The sequence below is a fragment of the Polyangium sorediatum genome, from assembly GCF_029946465.1.
Taxonomy (GTDB): domain Bacteria; phylum Myxococcota_A; class Polyangia; order Polyangiales; family Polyangiaceae; genus Polyangium; species Polyangium fumosum.
The window spans coordinates 20,394-35,560 of record NZ_JARZHI010000092.1 but is presented as its reverse complement, the minus strand read 5'-3'; the positions used below and the strand labels follow the sequence as shown (position 1 = coordinate 35,560).

At 69.0% G+C, this 15,167-nt stretch carries 13 protein-coding genes; 5 read left to right on the top strand and 8 right to left on the bottom strand.

Features of this window, described 5'->3' with window-relative positions:
- Positions 1–116: 116 nt before the first annotated feature.
- The 3 genes from QHF89_RS45085 to QHF89_RS45075 form a co-directional block, all read right to left on the bottom strand.
- Positions 117–1,304 carry a PAS domain-containing protein gene (locus QHF89_RS45085; protein ID WP_136972901.1) on the bottom strand — a complete coding sequence of 396 codons (1,188 nt, stop codon included), beginning with the start codon at positions 1,302–1,304 and terminating at the stop codon, positions 117–119.
- Between the two features lie 75 nt (positions 1,305–1,379).
- Positions 1,380–2,003 carry a nuclear transport factor 2 family protein gene (locus QHF89_RS45080; protein WP_136934969.1) on the bottom strand — a complete coding sequence of 208 codons (624 nt, stop codon included), beginning with the start codon at positions 2,001–2,003 and terminating at the stop codon, positions 1,380–1,382.
- 183 nt (positions 2,004–2,186) lie between these two features.
- Positions 2,187–3,170, bottom strand: coding sequence for a TIR domain-containing protein (locus QHF89_RS45075; protein ID WP_284721778.1), 984 nt, complete (start codon positions 3,168–3,170; stop codon positions 2,187–2,189).
- Between the two features lie 153 nt (positions 3,171–3,323).
- Between QHF89_RS45075 and QHF89_RS45070 the strand changes: the two genes are divergently transcribed.
- Entirely contained in the window at positions 3,324–4,280 is a 957-nt protein-coding gene (locus QHF89_RS45070; RefSeq protein ID WP_136972899.1) for a hypothetical protein, read from the top strand.
- On the opposite strand, the gene QHF89_RS45065 is transcribed toward QHF89_RS45070, so the two are convergent.
- Complete coding sequence (locus QHF89_RS45065) at positions 4,239–5,048, bottom strand: DUF3025 domain-containing protein (RefSeq protein ID WP_284721777.1); 810 nt, start codon at positions 5,046–5,048, stop codon at positions 4,239–4,241. The genes QHF89_RS45070 and QHF89_RS45065 overlap by 42 nt on opposite strands.
- A 48-nt stretch (positions 5,049–5,096) precedes the next feature.
- Here QHF89_RS45065 and QHF89_RS45060 point away from each other — a divergent pair, with 48 nt between their 5' ends.
- A complete protein-coding gene (locus QHF89_RS45060; RefSeq protein WP_136972898.1) occupies positions 5,097–5,933 on the top strand; it encodes a class I SAM-dependent methyltransferase in 837 nt (278 codons plus the stop codon).
- A 351-nt stretch (positions 5,934–6,284) separates the two neighbouring features.
- Here the strand turns inward: QHF89_RS45060 and QHF89_RS45055 are convergent, their stop codons facing one another.
- Positions 6,285–8,609 (bottom strand): glutamine--tRNA ligase/YqeY domain fusion protein, encoded by a 2,325-nt coding sequence (locus tag QHF89_RS45055; protein WP_136972897.1) that lies wholly within the window; start codon positions 8,607–8,609, stop codon positions 6,285–6,287.
- Between the two features lie 77 nt (positions 8,610–8,686).
- Positions 8,687–9,604, bottom strand: coding sequence for an alpha/beta fold hydrolase (locus tag QHF89_RS45050; protein ID WP_136972896.1), 918 nt, complete (start codon positions 9,602–9,604; stop codon positions 8,687–8,689).
- Between the two features lie 128 nt (positions 9,605–9,732).
- On the opposite strand from QHF89_RS45050, the gene QHF89_RS45045 reads away from it, so the two are divergent.
- A complete protein-coding gene (locus QHF89_RS45045; RefSeq protein WP_136972895.1) occupies positions 9,733–10,560 on the top strand; it encodes an N-acetylmuramoyl-L-alanine amidase in 828 nt (275 codons plus the stop codon).
- Positions 10,561–10,670: 110 nt separating this feature from the next.
- Positions 10,671–11,201: a hypothetical protein gene (locus QHF89_RS45040; protein ID WP_136935564.1), complete on the top strand. Its 531-nt coding sequence runs from the start codon at positions 10,671–10,673 to the stop codon at positions 11,199–11,201.
- A 3-nt stretch (positions 11,202–11,204) separates the two neighbouring features.
- Here QHF89_RS45040 and fabG read toward each other — a convergent pair whose 3' ends face one another.
- On the bottom strand, positions 11,205–11,942 hold the full coding sequence (gene fabG, locus QHF89_RS45035; protein ID WP_136972894.1) for a 3-oxoacyl-ACP reductase FabG: 738 nt from the start codon (positions 11,940–11,942) through the stop codon (positions 11,205–11,207).
- A gap of 311 nt (positions 11,943–12,253) precedes the next feature.
- Between fabG and QHF89_RS45030 the strand changes: the two genes are divergently transcribed.
- Positions 12,254–13,204 carry an RpnC/YadD family protein gene (locus QHF89_RS45030; RefSeq protein WP_136972893.1) on the top strand — a complete coding sequence of 317 codons (951 nt, stop codon included), beginning with the start codon at positions 12,254–12,256 and terminating at the stop codon, positions 13,202–13,204.
- A gap of 21 nt (positions 13,205–13,225) precedes the next feature.
- On the opposite strand, the gene QHF89_RS45025 is transcribed toward QHF89_RS45030, so the two are convergent.
- Positions 13,226–15,166 (bottom strand): AMP-dependent synthetase/ligase, encoded by a 1,941-nt coding sequence (locus tag QHF89_RS45025; protein ID WP_136972892.1) that lies wholly within the window; start codon positions 15,164–15,166, stop codon positions 13,226–13,228.
- Between the last annotated feature and the right edge of the window lies 1 nt (position 15,167).

Genomic DNA, 15,167 nt, shown 5'->3' with positions numbered 1-15,167 from the left:
CGTTCGATGAACTGCGCACCGCGCAGTTCATCGACCCGGGTCCAGCGCCTCGCTGGTCCGGGTCCAGGGGTGGACAACCCCTGGTGGGGCCTGGGGCAACGCCCCAGCTCCGCGCTTCACACTCCCTTGGCGTGCGCTGCTCGACCGGCCGGCCGCCGTGTGCTGCCTCGCATGCAGGTTTGGATGGCTTCGCGCAGGTTCCGGAGTGTCGTCACGCCTTCGAATCCGCTGCCGAAGCAGGAGATGAACGTTTGTGCCAGGCCTGGGCGGATTCCTGTGACGAAGCCTTCGGCGCCGAGGAGACGGATGGCGCGGAGGATTCGTGAGAGCCGCTCGGCGGTTGCCTCGTCTACGGCTTCTACGCCGGTCAGGTCGAGGATCACGAACCGCGCTGCGTGGGCCACGACGGCTTCGAGCAGCCGCGCTGTCATGTCGTCTGCGCGTGCTTGATCGAGCTCGCCCATGACGGGCAGCGCGAGCACGTCGTCCCACACCTGGATGATGGGCACCGAGAGCGCGTGGATCTCCGAGCGCTGCTTCTCGATGATGGCGAGCTTCTCCTCGAGCTCCATCTCGCGACGTTTGTAGTCGTCGATGTCCTGGAAGGCCCCGATGACCCGCGTCACCTTCCCGTTCTCCATGATCGCCGTGCCTGAGGTGCGCACCCAGATTCGACGGCCCTTCGCCGTGATGATCTGCAATTGTAGATCGTAGGGTTTGCCCTCGCGGGCGCATGCCTCGAAGGCTGCCCCGATGAGCGGCTGGTGCTCCGGCGTGTAGAACGACACGTCGACGTTCGGATCGAAGCCGACGGGAAGCTCGTGGATCCGGTATGTCTCTTCGGTCCAGTACTGGGTCGACGTCGCGAGATCGACGTCCCAGGCTCCGACCCTCCCCGTCGATTGCATCTTCTGGAGCAGATCGCGCCGCCGCTTCCATTCGTCCACGGGGCCCTGCGCTTCGACCTCGACGCCGATCCCGTACACCTTTCCGCCGAGGCGGCGCAGCGAAAACACGAGCGACCGGTGGCTCAGGTCCCGGTGCACGAACCTCGCATTGAGCTTGAGCTCTGCGTCGTCTGCGCTCGCCCGCAGGAACGCTTGCAGCGGCGCTGCGTCCTCGGGGACCACGAGCCGGGTGAAGTCCTCGGCCGCGAGGGATGACTCCGTGTACCCGAGCGTCGTCCGAAACGCCTCGTTCGTCCGGATCATGCGCCCATCTTGGCGAAGCACGCAAAGGAGCTCCCGGGACGACTGGAAGAAGAATTCGTACTTGAGGTCGTGCTCGTCAGGAGAAAGAGACATGCAAGGGAACCCTCGTCAATGCGCTGCGTGGCCTGCTGTCTCGCAGCGACCCGCCCCCCCCGGGGCTTTCCTTCGTCAGGGCGATTCGACGCGCAGGAACGTCTGGAGGTGCAGCGTGCGCTTGGCGATCTTCCAGCCGTGCGGGGTGCGAACGACGATATCGTCGTACCACCCGTGCGCGACTTCGACGGAGCTGTTCGCTTCGAGGACGTGCGTCGCCTGGAGGTACGTCTTCATCGTCCCCGTGTTGCCTTGCACATTGATGACCACGTTGCCGTTCAGGTGCTGCGTCGAGGTGTACCCCGCCGTGTCGAACTCGTTTTTTGCGACGTCCGCCCACGCGGACGGACCGGAGATCAGGCTGGGGGGGCCGTTCGGGTCGTCGCCGGGGTAATAGGCCGCGACGACGGCGTTCTGCGTGAAGCATTGCAGATAACGGCTCCGCCCACCTTCGAGATCGCCGCGCCCGATGGTGTCGGTCGCCTCGGCATAACAATAGGTCAGCTTCTCGATCTCCGCCTCGTCGACGAGGCGCTGCAACGCGGCGGGAACCCCGCCTTGGGGAAGTCCACCGCCGGGATGTCCGCCCTCGGCGGGCTTCGCGGCACCCAACGCGGTCGCCGCAATCGCACCCGCGCACATCGCTGCGCCCATGCGACCCCAAGAAGCCCGTGAACCCGATCGGCTGTCCTGCTTCATTTGTGAACCTCCTCGAACCTACGAAGGTAGAACGCGCTCGTGCGCCGGGTCAAGGGCCCTGCAAACGTCCACGCCACCTCGACCGCTTTCTCCAGGAATTGGGGGGAGGGACTTGTCCCCCGACGAACATCGCTCCCGCACACGAGCATCCCCCCTGTGGATGACGCGCCGCGGTGGTCCGTCTCAATGCTTCACGTTGGCCACGAGCTCGGCGGCGCGGAAAAACTCCTCCGACCAGGGAGGCAACTCGCGCGGGGCGCGCTGGCGCACGAGGCGAATGGGATGCGCGACGCGCGCCAGGATCTCGGGCTGCATCTCGCGGTCGGACCACCCGAAAAACCACACGCCCTCCAGCCGATCGAGCCCGATCATCCGCAGGACGATCCGGCCTTCGATGCCCTGCTGCACCCAGCGAAAATGGCCGGAGAGCACGCCCTCGTGGAGCTTCCACCCGAAAAACTCGCCGGTGAGCCGGGTCGCGCCGCGGAACGCATACGGCGCGCGCATCTCGCCGCCGATCATCCGCACGACGAGGGAGGTATCGTCCGTCTCGTCCCGCCAAAGCCCCTCGACGAGGTCGGGATCGATCGACTCGCCCGGCTTGTCCTCGGCCTCGAAGGCCCGCTCGATCAGCGCCCGCACGTCGAGGGCCCCGTCCTTGGGCGGGGCCTCGGCCTTCTTCGGCGACGCGCTCGCCGTGTCCTTCGGGCGGCTGAGCCGCGCGAGGCGCGCGGTGCGCCCTTCGAGCCCGCCGCGGAGGAGCGACAGGACCGGCGCGAGCGCCAATTCGAGGTTGCCGGCGTCCGAGAACGTCGCGGTCCGGAGGCCTGCGAGGTCCGGGGGGAGGTCGAGGGGGACGTCCCGTGAATGGACGAGGAGCATGCGGCTGCGGCCGAGGAGCCCCGCGAACAGGCCGATCTGGAAGAGGACGCTGTCGCGGGGCCGATTCCGCCCCGCGGCGGCCTCGCTCGAAAGCTCGGCGGGACCGAGCACGAGGAGAGCGTACTCGATGGCGGGCGAGGCCTGGCAAAGCTTCTCGAGGGAGAACGCGCCTTGCGCCCAGATGGTGCAATCGGCCTCCTCGGCGAGACCACGCTTGAGCTCTCGGGCCACGGGCAGCCCTTCGAGGGAGGCCCCGATGAAGATACGGGTGCGGCGATTCGACATGGGCATCCTCGTTCCCGGCCTCGGAGCGAGGCGCGGACGGGTTCGGGGGGACGTGCCCATGATGCCCAGCCGCGCCCGGCTGTCAACGTGGACGCGAGGCACGCACCACGGGTTTTTCTTGACCGCCTTCCCGGACAAACGTATCCGGGGCGCGTGCCCTCTCTGCCGCACGAGGCGATCCTCGAGCTCTTCCGCAACCGCCCCGTGCTCGCCGCGGAGCTGCTCGCGGAGGTCTTCTCCGTCTCGCTCCCGCCCTTCACCGAAGCGCGTATCGAGTCCGCCGACATCGCAGACGTCATCCCACGCGAGCTACGCGCCGATTTGCTCGTCCTCTTGCTCGACGGACAGGCCGTCCTCGTCATCCTCGTCGAGGCCCAGCTCTCCGCGGACCCGGACAAATCCTTCGCTTGGCCGGCCTACGTCGTCGGCGCAAGGGCGCGCTATCGGTGCCCGGCGTGCTTGCTCGTCGTCACGCACGACGCCACGCTCGCCGCACGCCTGGCACGGCCGATCGTCCTTGGCCCGGGCGAGGCGCGCCTCACCCCGTTCGTCCTCGGGCCGCAAGGCATCCCGGTCGTCACCGAGGAGGCCGCCGCGCACGAGCGGCCGGAACTTGCGGTGCTCTCGGCCATGGCGCACGGACGAACCGACGTCGGTCTCGACGTCGCCATCGCCGCCATCGCAGGCAGCGCGGGCATCGAAGACCCGGATCGCAAGGCGATTTACATGGATGTCGTGCTATACTCCCTGGGCGAGGCTGCACGCAGGGCCATCGAGGCGCTCATGTTGAAGAACTACCGACCCCAAAGTGACCTCGGTCGTAAGTTTTTTGCCGAAGGACACGCCGAAGGGCTCGCCGAAGGACATGCCGAAGGGCTCGCCGCAGGACACGCCGAAGGGCTCGCCGAAGGACACGCCGAGGGCCTCCTCGAAGGCGAGCTCCGGCTGCTCGTGCGCCAGCTCGAACGAAGGCTCGCGCAGCGCCTGTGCGCAGACGAGCGCGCTCGCCTCGCCGAACGGGTGCGCGAGATCGGCGCCGAGCAGGTCGGCGACCTCGTGCTCGATCTGTCACCCGAAGAACTCGCCGCCTGGCTCGCGTCGAAGAACTGATCCCCCACAAAGCACCCGCTCGTCGAGCGGCAAGCTCCGGAACGTCTCCGGCTGCGAGAAGGTCCCCGGGGTCGTGATGAGCTCCGCGAGGCGCGCATCCGCGAGCCGGATGCACGCACGGCGCTCGGTCGGCAAAGGCCCAGGGCAGGGGAGCAGGGCCACCATCGCCCATATCGACCGGCGCTCCTCCGGCAAGAGGCTCTCGTACAGCGCATGCCCAAAGACGAGGGCAAGCGCGCTCCCTTCCGCCATTTCGTTTTGCACGGCCGACGTGTCCCGCGCCTCGAGCGCCGCCGTGATGGCAGAGACGCGTCCCTCGACGGCCAGCAGGAGCAAGCTGCCCTCGTCGAGCATCGCGAGCCCATCCTGCTCACGCGTGCGCCGATCCGGCAGCGCCTTCGGCGCATCCCCGAGCCGCGCCGCGACCGTCCGGTGCTGCCGCGCATGCAGCGCACGCTTGCCCGCCGGAAACGTGGCCCATACAAGCGCATTCATGAAATCGTGCCAGTTCGAAGGGCGCGTCGGCACCCACCCCTCGACGTGGATACGAGCGTCGTAAAGCGAGGAAGGGTCGACCGGCCTGCGGCGGCGGCGACGACGGGGCCGCGGCGGCTGCGGACGAAAGTGGACCCCCGCGGCCTCGGAGAGCGCCGCGTCCACAGCCTCGACCGCCGGCCATTCGAGCGCGCCCTCGAAGCGCGCCGCCACGTCCTGGAGAGGCCAGTAGAGGGAGCTTTTCCGGAAGAACCGCGAATCCCAGGCGATCACGGGCCCCAGGGTAGACCGCCGCGCGGCATCCGCGCTAGCGTGCGCCGCATGCGTCTCCTTTCTGGACTCGTGCTCCTGCCCCTCGTCGCCCTCGCCGCCGCCTGCGGCGCCTCGCAGCCAGCCGCAGAGGCGGTCAAGGCCGAGGAGTCCCCGCAAGCCGTCCCAGCGCCCACGGCCGAGAAGCCAGCCGAGAGCGGGAGCATCCCCGCGGCGATCGCGGCCGTCGTCGCCGCGCCCGACCGCGCCGAGGCAGATCGCGCCCTCGACGCAGGTCGCAAGCCCGCCGAGCTGCTCGCCTTCCTCGACATCCGCCCCGGAATGAAGGTCGCCGAGATCGCGGCCGGCGGAGGCTACACAGCCGAACTCCTGGCCCGGGTCGTCGGGGAGACAGGCAAGGTGTACGCGAGCAACTCCAAGTTCATCCTGGAGCGGTTCGCAGAAAAGCCCTGGGCCGAGCGTCTCCAGAAGCCCATCATGAAGAACGTGGTCCGCGTAGACCGCGAGTTCGACACCCCGCTGCCGCCCGAGGCAAAGGATCTCGACGCGGTGGTGATGGTGCTTTTCTATCACGACACGGTCTGGATGAAGACGGACCGCGACCAGATGAACAAGGCCATCTTCAACGCCCTGCGCTCCGGCGGGGTCTACGGGATCGTCGACCACAGCGCGAAGGCCGGCAGCGGCACGTCCGAGGCGCAGACGACGCACCGAATCGAGGAGAAGGTGCTGCGCGAAGAGGTGGAGCGCGCCGGCTTCAAGCTCGCCAGCGAAGGGAATTTCCTGCGCAACGAGAAGGATACACGCGACTGGAATGCCTCACCCACGAAGGCAGGCGAGCAGCGCGGGACGAGCGACCGGTTCGTGCTGAAGTTCGTGAAGCCGTAGCGCCGGGGTTTCACCCCGGACCCCGAGAAGGGGGCTGTCCGCCCCCTTCACCCCGGACCAGGCACGGCCTGGACCGGGCTCGATGAACTGCGCGATGCGCAGTTCATCGAACAGCCGGTGGCAAGACCGGCGACGACCCTGCCTACCAAGGCCGCAGCGCCGCAAGTTCAGCCGGCAGCACGCCCGTCGCCCGCTTGAAACCCACGTCCGTGGTCTTGCCACGGGCCCGTTGGAAGAACTGCGCGATGCGCAGTTCTTCCACCCCCGGTCCAGGCCGTGCCTGGTCCGGGTCCAGGGGCGGACAGCCCCTGGTCGGGGTCCGGGGTGAAACCCCGGCGCCACGTCCCTAGCTCAGCCGAGCTTCGCGAGGAGGAGTTCGTTCACGCGCTCGGCGTTGGCCTTGCCGCTGGATGCCTTCATCACCTTGCCGACGAAGAAGCCGAGGAGCTTGGTGTTGCCTTCCTTGTAGCGCTTCACCTCGTTCGGGCTCTCGGCGAGGACCTTGTCCACGATGGGCTCGAGTGCCGAGGCGTCTGAGACCTGGCGCATGCCCTTGCGCTCGACGATCGCGCGTGGGGCTTCGCCGCTCGTGAGCATCTCGGCGAGGACCTCCTTCGCGATGGTGGGCGTGATCGTCCGGTCGTCGATGAGGGATGCGAGCTCGCCGAGGGCTGCGCCGCCGAAGGGGAGTGCGCTTGGCTTTTTGCCGTCGAGCTTGCGGGCGAGTTCGTTCACGACGAGGCTCGCTACCGTCTTTGGGCCTGGGTGGGCTGCGACGGCTTGGTCGTAGAAGGCGCGGAGATCGGCGTCCTCGGCGAGCACGATCGCGTCTTCGCGGCCGAGGCCTCGGGACTCGAGCGCCTCGGCGATCGCCCTTGCCTCCGGCGTGAGCTTTCCGAGCCGCTCCTCTGGGCTCGTCTTCACGGCGGGCTTGTCCTCGGCCTTTTTCGCCCGCGGCGCCTCCTGCTTCGGCTCGGCGATCTTTGCCCAGGAGTCCTTGAGTGAGACCGTGCGGTTGAAGACGGGCGCGCCGGGCTTTGCGTCGATCGGGTCGACGAAGAAGAAGCCTTGGCGCTCGAACTGGAAATGCTGCCCGCCCTCGGCTGCGGCGAGGCTCGGCTCGACGGCGGCGCCCTGGATCGTCACGAGCGAATCGGGGTTCAGCCCTGCCTTCCAGTCTTGGCCTTCCTCCACGAGGTCTGGCCGTTCGTCGCGGAAGAGCCGGTCGTAGAGGCGCACCTCGGCCCTCCGCGCGTGCGCCGCGCTCACCCAGTGCAGCGTGCCCTTTACCTTCTTGCCGGCTTGCGCTGCGCCCTCGCGCGTCTCCGGGTCGTACGTGCAGCGGATCTCCGTCACCTCGCCCGTCGCGGGATCCCGCACGACGTCCTTGCACGTCACGATGTACGCGTACCGGAGGCGCACCTCGCGGCCTGGCGCCAGGCGGAACCACTTGTCCGGCGGATCGAGGGTGAAGTCGTCGCGCTCGATGTAGACCTCCCGCGAGAACGGGATCTTCCGGCTGCCGCCTTTGCCGGGCTCGTCCGGGAAGAGCGGCGCCTCGAACTCCTCGACCTTGCCTTCGGGGTAGTTCTCGAGGACGAGCTTGATCGGCCGGAGCACGGCCATCACGCGGCCGGCGCGGCGATCGAGGTCGGCGCGGATGCAGGACTCGAACTTCTCGACCTCGACGGTGCTGTTCGTCTTGGCGACGCCGATCTCCTCGCAGAAGGCGCGTAGCGAGTCCGGCGTGATGCCGCGGCGGCGCATGCCCGCGAGCGTCGGCATGCGCGGATCGTCCCAGCCGCGCACGAGGTTGCCCTTCACGAGCTCGAGCAGCTTGCGCTTGCTCATCACGGTGTACGTGAGGTTGAGCCGCGCGAACTCGTATTGCCGCGGCCGCGCGGGCACGTCGACGTTCTCCACGAACCAGTCGTAGAGCGCGCGGTTGTTGTCGAACTCGAGCGTGCAGATCGAGTGCGTGATGCCCTCGATCGCGTCCGAGAGGCTGTGCGCGAAGTCGTAGAGCGGGTAGATGCACCAGGTGTCGCCCGTGCGGTAGTGGTGCGCCCGCTTGATGCGGTACATCGGCCAGTCGCGCATCTTCATGTTGGGCGAGGCGAGGTCGCCCTTCATCCGCACCACGTGCGCGCCCTCGGCGAACTCGCCCTTGCGCATGCGCTCGAAGAGGTCGAGGTTCTCCTCGATCGAGCGGTCGCGGTAGGGGCTCGGCTTGCCCGGCTCGTTCACCGTGCCGCGGTACTCGCGGATCTCGGCCTCGTTCAGGCTGTCGACGTAGGCCTTGCCCTTCTTGATGAGCTCGACCGCGAATGCGTAGAGGCGCTCGAAGTAGTCGGACGCGTAGAAAAGCTTGTCGCCCCAGTCGAAGCCGAGCCAGCGCACGTCGCGCTGGATGTTCTCGACGTACTCGACGTCCTCCGTCGTGGGGTTCGTGTCGTCCATGCGGAGGTGGCAAACGCCGCCGAACTCGCGGGCGAGGCCGAAGTTCGTGCAGATGGCCTTCGCATGGCCGATGTGGAGGTAGCCGTTCGGCTCGGGCGGGAAGCGGGTCACCACCTTCGTGTGGCGCCCCTTCTCGAGGTCCTCGCTGATGATGGCCCGGATGAAGTTCTGGGCCGCGCTCTCTTCGCGCTCTTCCGGGCGCCTTGTCGTCGTCACGGTGGGCTCTCCAGGGCAAAGCGACGCTCGTGGCCGCTCCGCGGACGCGGGAACCTACTCCACGAGGCGCTTTCCTGCTAGCGCCGCTTGATTCGCTCGATGACGTCCTCGACAGCGGCGGCGATCTCGTCGGGCACCTCTTCCTGGAGGAAGTGGCCCGCCTGGGTGGTCGTGACGCTCGCGCGCGGCAAGACGCGCTGGTGCCGCGCGAGGGCCTTGCCGAGGATCGGATCCCGCTCGCCCCAGACGAGGGCGACGGGCCCGGAGAAGTCGCGGATCCAGGCCTCGACGCGCTGGAGCGCCGGGAGGCTCGGGTGCTCGGGGCTGTCCGGGACCATCCGCGCGAGGGCGAGGGGGCCGATCCGGTCGGCGAGGCTGCGCAGCGGGTAGGTGTAGGCGCGGGCGGTGGTGCCGCGGATCGAGTGGCGATCGCCCTGGGCGATGGCGAGCAGGTTCTGCGGGAAGCCGAGACCCCGGAAGACGACGTCGCTCACGACGGGGACGCGGGCGAAGCGGTGGAACAAGGTGCCCCGCGGGCGCGCCGGGGCGAGGATGGAGGTGTTCGCGAGGACGACGGCGGCGATCCGGTCGGGCACGAGCGAGGCCGCGAGGACGCCGATCGGCCCGCCCCAGTCCTGCCCGACGAGGACGAGGTCCGAGAGGTCGAGCGCCGTGACGAGCTCGGCCACGGCGGCGGCGTGGCGCTCCACGGAGTGGTCTTCGAGGCGGGCGAGCCTGTCGGAGAGTCCGAACCCGAGCAAGTCGGGCGCAATACAGCGCAGCTCGGGCAGGCCGGCGATGACCTTGCGCCAGAGGAACGACCAGGTGGGGTTGCCGTGGACGAAGAGCGCCGGGCGCGCCCGCTCCGGGCCATGGTCGACGAAATGCACGAGCTTGCCGGCGTCGTCCGTGTGTTCGAGCCGGTAGGCGCGGCGGCGCAGGGGCATGTCGGCGGCGAGGAAGCCGGGCAGGGGGGGCGGAGGCGCGAAGGGCATGACGAGGCTCGTTCGTGGGGCTCTCCCGAGCGATAGCCCGAGGGATCCGCGAAAAGCAAGGGAAAGAGCGCGCCGGGAGGGGCGGTCACCTTGGCGCGGAGGGGCTGGCTCGGCTACGAACGAGGGGCGTGCTCTCGCGTCGATCCCTGCTTTTCGGCCTCGCCGGCGCGGGCGCCGCCGCCGCCACGACGGCCCTCGCCCGGAGCCGCGGCGGGCGCGCCGCGCGGCTGCCCGATCCGTTCGGGCCGCTCGTCGCGCTGACGCCGCGGTTTCCCGCCGGCTTCGGGGTGCGGCGGGTCTTCGTGGATCCGGGGCACGGCGCGGCGGGAAACACCGGCAACGCGTCGTGTTTCTGCCGGGAGGAGCAGGATTTCACGATGGCCGCAGGCCGCGCGCTCGCCGCGGAGCTGCGGGCGACGGGGGCGTTCGAGGTGCGCCTCGCCCGGGAGGGGCCGGGGCCCGTGGCGTACCAGGCCCGCGTGGAGGACGCCGAGGCGTGGGGGGCCGAGGTGTTCTTGAGCCTGCACTCGGACGTTCGGGGTCAAACGGGCGAGCGCTGGAACCCCGAGCCCGGCCGCGAATGCGTGGTGAGCCTGGCGGCGCCGGGGTATTCGGTGCTCTGGTCGGACGAGGGGGAGCCGAAGCTCGCCGGCGCGCGCCACGCGCTCGCGCGGTCCGTGGCGCGGCGGATGCGGGAGGCGGGGTTTTCGGCGTACGCGGGCGTGGAGTACGGCGACCTGTACGCGGTGGATCCTGAGCAGCCCGGGGTCTTCGTCGACAGGCATACGCCCGAGCGGCGGATCTTCGTGCTGCGGCGGCCGAAGATGCCCTCGGTGCTGGTGGAGACGCACCACGCGCTCGATCCGCGTGATGCGCGGCGCTGGGACGAGCCGGCGACGCTCGTCGTGTTCGCCTCGGCCGTGGGCGCGGCGCTCGTGGACGTCCTCAGCTCCTAGGGACGCCCGCTACGGCGCGGATGACCCCGCAGGGTCGGTACGCCGGTTGCCGGTGCCTCGCCCGGCGCCCTCGGTGTGTGCACCGGCACGCCACGCGGAAAGGATCGGTCATGGATCGGCGGACGTCCCTCGGGGTGGTGGCAGGTCTCGCAGGCGCGCTCGTGCTCGCGGGGGCAGACGCGCAGGGCGCGAAGGCCGCGGGGGCGTACGGGATGAGCGCGCCGGTCACGGGCTCGGTCGTGGATGTGTTCGGCCATGTGACAGGGCAGCTCGCCGGCACGGTGACGGTCGAGCATTTTGCCGCGCAGAGCGGGCAGCTCGTCGCGAACGGGAAGGTGACGGCGCGGCTCACCGACCTCGCGGGGAACGTGATGGGGACGGTGAGCATCGGGGTCGCGATGGGCGCGTCGATCACGCACGCGACCTGCACGCTCCTCGAGCTCGAGCTCGGGCCGCTCTCGCTCTCGGCCCTCGGCTTGCAGATCGATCTGAGCCGGGTCGTGCTCGTCCTGACGGCGAACGCCGGGGGCGGGCGCCTGGGTCAGCTCCTCTGCACGTTCGCCGATGCGCTCGGCGGGGGCGGGATGCCGCCCTCGCTCGTGGACATGCTGAACGACGTGCTCGTGCTCTTCGCGCGGTAGGGATCAGGTCCCGAGGACGAGGCCGCCGTTCACGTCGATGACCGCGCCGGTGATGTACGAGGCGTCATCACTCGCGAGGAACGCGTAGACCGAGGCGATCTCGTCGGGGTCGCCGAGGCGCTTCAAGGGCGTCTGGCCCGCGATCGCGTCGAGGTTCTCCTTGGGGACCTTGCGGACCATGTCGGTGAGGATGAAGCCCGGGGCGACGGCGTTCACGCGGATGCCGGCCCGACCGAGCTCGCGGGCGAGGGTCTTGGTCAAGCCGATCACGCCGGCCTTCGTGGCGACGTAGTTCGCCTGGCCGAAATTGCCGTAATGGGCGACGACGGAGGCGGCGTTCAGGATGACGCCGCTCTTCTGCTCTTTCATGAAGGCGGCGGCCATCTGGCAGAGCTTGAAGACGGCGGTGAGGTTGACGGCGATGACCTGATCCCAGTCCTCGGCCGAGAGCTTGGCGAGGCTCTTGTCGCGGGTGATGCCGGCGTTGTTGACGAGGACGTCGATGCCCTTCTTGTCGCGCACGGCCTGCTCCAGGGCGGCGAGGCCCTCGGGGCGCGAGACGTCGGCCGGGATGTAGGTCATGCGCTCGGGGAAGGCGGAGGCGAGGTCGGCGCGCTCGGCGGGCACGACGTCGTTCAGAAGCAGCTCCGCGCCCTCCTCGTAAAACCGCGTCGCCGTGGCGCGACCGATGCCGCTCGCCGCCCCCGTGATGAGCACCTTCTTGCCGGACAATCCTCGCATCACTTCCGTCCTCCGTCATGCTGCGGCGCACAACGGTACGCGCAGGCAGATCGAGCCCCTGCCGGGGGCGCGCGCCCGCAGCAGGGCGTAAAATGGGGCTGAGCTGATCGATAGGGGATCGAGCAGCCAGTCGCCGGTCAGCGTAGGGCGGCGCGGGGAGGGGCGTCAAGGAATTTCATGTTGCGGCGCAGCATGCCGAGGGAGGTGGCGCCGCCGGTCGGGCGCCATGGCGGCGCCATGCTTTTTCGATCACGTCGCGCGGTGTTTCCCTGCGATTCTCGTCGGGCACGGCGCTCGCTCAGGGCCCGGGCATGGCGGGGAGCGAGGAGGACGACGAGGAGGACGGCGACGACGACGTCGACCTGACCCTGCGCCACGTGTCGCAAAAGCTCCCGCTGGCCCTGGCGAGGGCATTTTCAAGGACACGCGCGCCGATCACGTCGGCGACGTGGTCCGAGACGCAGCTCACCTCGCGCCAGCGGCGGCTCGATCGGGCGCTGCTCGTCAAGGCGGGGAGCGAGGAGCGGCTGCTCCACGTGGAATGGTCGCTCGTGATGCCGCGCGACCTGCCATGGCGGGTCTTCGAATACCACGTGATGACGGCCATGGCGCTGCGGGACGAGGCGCGCGCGAAGGGGGCGCAAAGGCTTCCGTGCATCGAGAGCGTCGTCGTGCTCCTGTCCGGTCGGGACGACCCCTGGCCCGAGGAGGGGGAGTATCGCACCTCGTCCGAGGAAACGGGTTTTTCCGGGGTGCGTTTCCGGATCGAGCCGGTCTATCAGCGGACGGTGGCGGAGCTCGAACGCAGGGCGGCCGAATCCGCGAGCCCGCTGTGGACGCTCTTCACGCCGCTCGCCCGGGACGCGGATCCAGCCAAGATGCGGCGAATCCTCGATAGACTCCGCGAGGGCAGTTCGGCGGAGAGCTTCGAGGAGATGGGGGTCGCGATGGCCGTACTGGCTCGGCTCAACAAGCGTGACACCACGCTGCGCCGTGTGATACGCTCCTGTTTGCCGAGGGTGCTCGTCATGAAAAACTGGATCTATCGCGAGGGTCGAGAGGAAGGCCGAAAGCTCGGACATATCGAGGTCGCCGCCAGCCTGATCGAGCGGCGCCTCGGGCGGACGTTGTCCGCAGAGGAATGCGCGCGCCTGGCCCTGCGGATCGGCAAGCGGGAGAACAGACTCCGGCTCGTGGATGCGGTCCTCGACCTGTCCACGCCGGACCTCGAAGTTTGGCTCGCCGCACCCGTCGACGGATGAACCCCGAGGCGCGGCGCCCCCTCATTCCTCTTCGATCAAAATCCCGAACCCCGGATCCTCGTAGAGCCGGTCGAAGACCTGGGCGAATTTTTTCTCGATGGTCTTGCGTTTCACCTTGAGCGTGGGCGTCACCTCGTCCTCCTCGAGGGAAAAATCCCGTTCGAGCAGGTGAATCCGCTTGATGCCCTCCACGCGCGCGAGCTTCGTATTCGCGCGGCGGACCGCCGACGCGATCCGCTTTTGCACCTCTGGATCGGTCGTGGCCTTCTCCATCACCGGCGCGAGCCCCGGCGGACGGGAGAGCGGGCTCGCCAGAAGGGCGCGGCGTAACGCGTCGGCTTGCGCGTCCCCGAGGTGGCCACGCGCCTTCGCCCATTCCACGGCTTCGAGCGGGTGAATCGTCACGATCGCCGTGCAATAGGGCCGCCGGTCGCCGTGCGCGTGCACCTGGCTGATGAACGTGTCGCTCGCCTTGATCTCGTTCTCCACGTTCGCCGGGCTGATGTTTTTCCCGCCTGACGTGATGATGAGGTGCTTTTTGCGATCGACGATGAACACGAAGCCATCCGCGTCCTTCCTGCCGATGTCGCCCGTGTGCAGCCAGCCCTCCTCGTCGATCATCTCCCGCGTCGCCTCGGGGTTCTTGTAATACCCCTTGAACACGTTCGGGCCACGCACGAGGATCTCGCCGTCCTCCGCGATCTTGTCCTCGACGAACGGGAGCGCGCGGCCGACGGAGCCGAGGCGGACCTGGTCGGGGCGATTGCCGTGCGTGACGACCGTGGCCTCGGTCATGCCGTACATCTCGTAAATGGGCAGGCCCGCCGCCCAGAAAAACGCGAGGATCGGCCGCGGGATCGGCGCCGCCCCCGTGATGAAACGTTTGACCCGGCCGCCGAACACCTCCCGGACCCGGGAAAACACGAGCTTGTCGGCCACGCGATGCGCGAGCCTCGCCGGGAGCGACGGCTCGTCCCCGCGTTGCCAGGCCTCCACGACCACGAGGGCCGCCGATTCGGCCCACCGAAAGACCTTCTTTCGCGCCGGCGGGGCTTTGTCGACCTCGGTCTGGATGCGGGCGTAGGCCTTTTCGAAGATGCGCGGGACGCTGCCGAAGAGCGTCGGGCGCACCTCCTTGAGCTCCTCCAGCACCGCGGGCACGCTCGTCGCGTACGCGGTGGCGATGCCGAAATCGATGCGGCCCCAAAACGCGAGGATCCGCTCGGCCGCGTGCGCCATCGGCAAGAACGAGAGCGAGATGTCCGAGCGCGAGAACGCGTTGAAATGGACGCCCCCCAGCGTCACGAGGATGTTGCGGTGCGAGATCATCGCGCCCTTGGGCGGGCCGGTCGTGCCGCTCGTGTAAATGAAGAGCGCCGTGTCGTCGGGGTCGATGGCCTCGACGCGGGCCGCGACGAGGGACGCGTCGCCCGGCGCTTCGAGGGCCTCGTCCCAGCCCATCAGCCACGCATGCTGGCGCAAGGTCTCTTCGAGGCCCCGCGTGTCCCACACGACGACGAGCTCGAGCTTCGGGACCTCGTGCTTGACGGCGAGGATCTTCTCGACCTCGTCCTTGCCCTCGACGAACACGACCCGCACGTCCGCGTGATCGAGGACGTACGCGAGTTGCCCCGGGGCGAGCGTGGGGTAAGCGCCGACCGTGACCACCGCGGCGAGCTGCCCGCCGACATCACAGATGCACCACTCGGGGCGGGTGCTGCCGACGATGCCGATCTTGTCGCCGGGCGCGAGGCCACGCTTCGCGAGGAAGGTCGCGAGGGCCATGGCGCGCGCCTTGAACTCGGCCCAGGTCGTGGACCTCCATTCCCCGTTTTTTTTCGCCTTCCAGGCGACGGCCGTCGGCGTGGCGGCGGCGCGGCGCAAGAAGAGGTCGGCCAAGGACCGCGCCTCGTTCGCGAGCGGTACGGCGGGATCGGGCGGCGGGACGACACGATCGAGCATG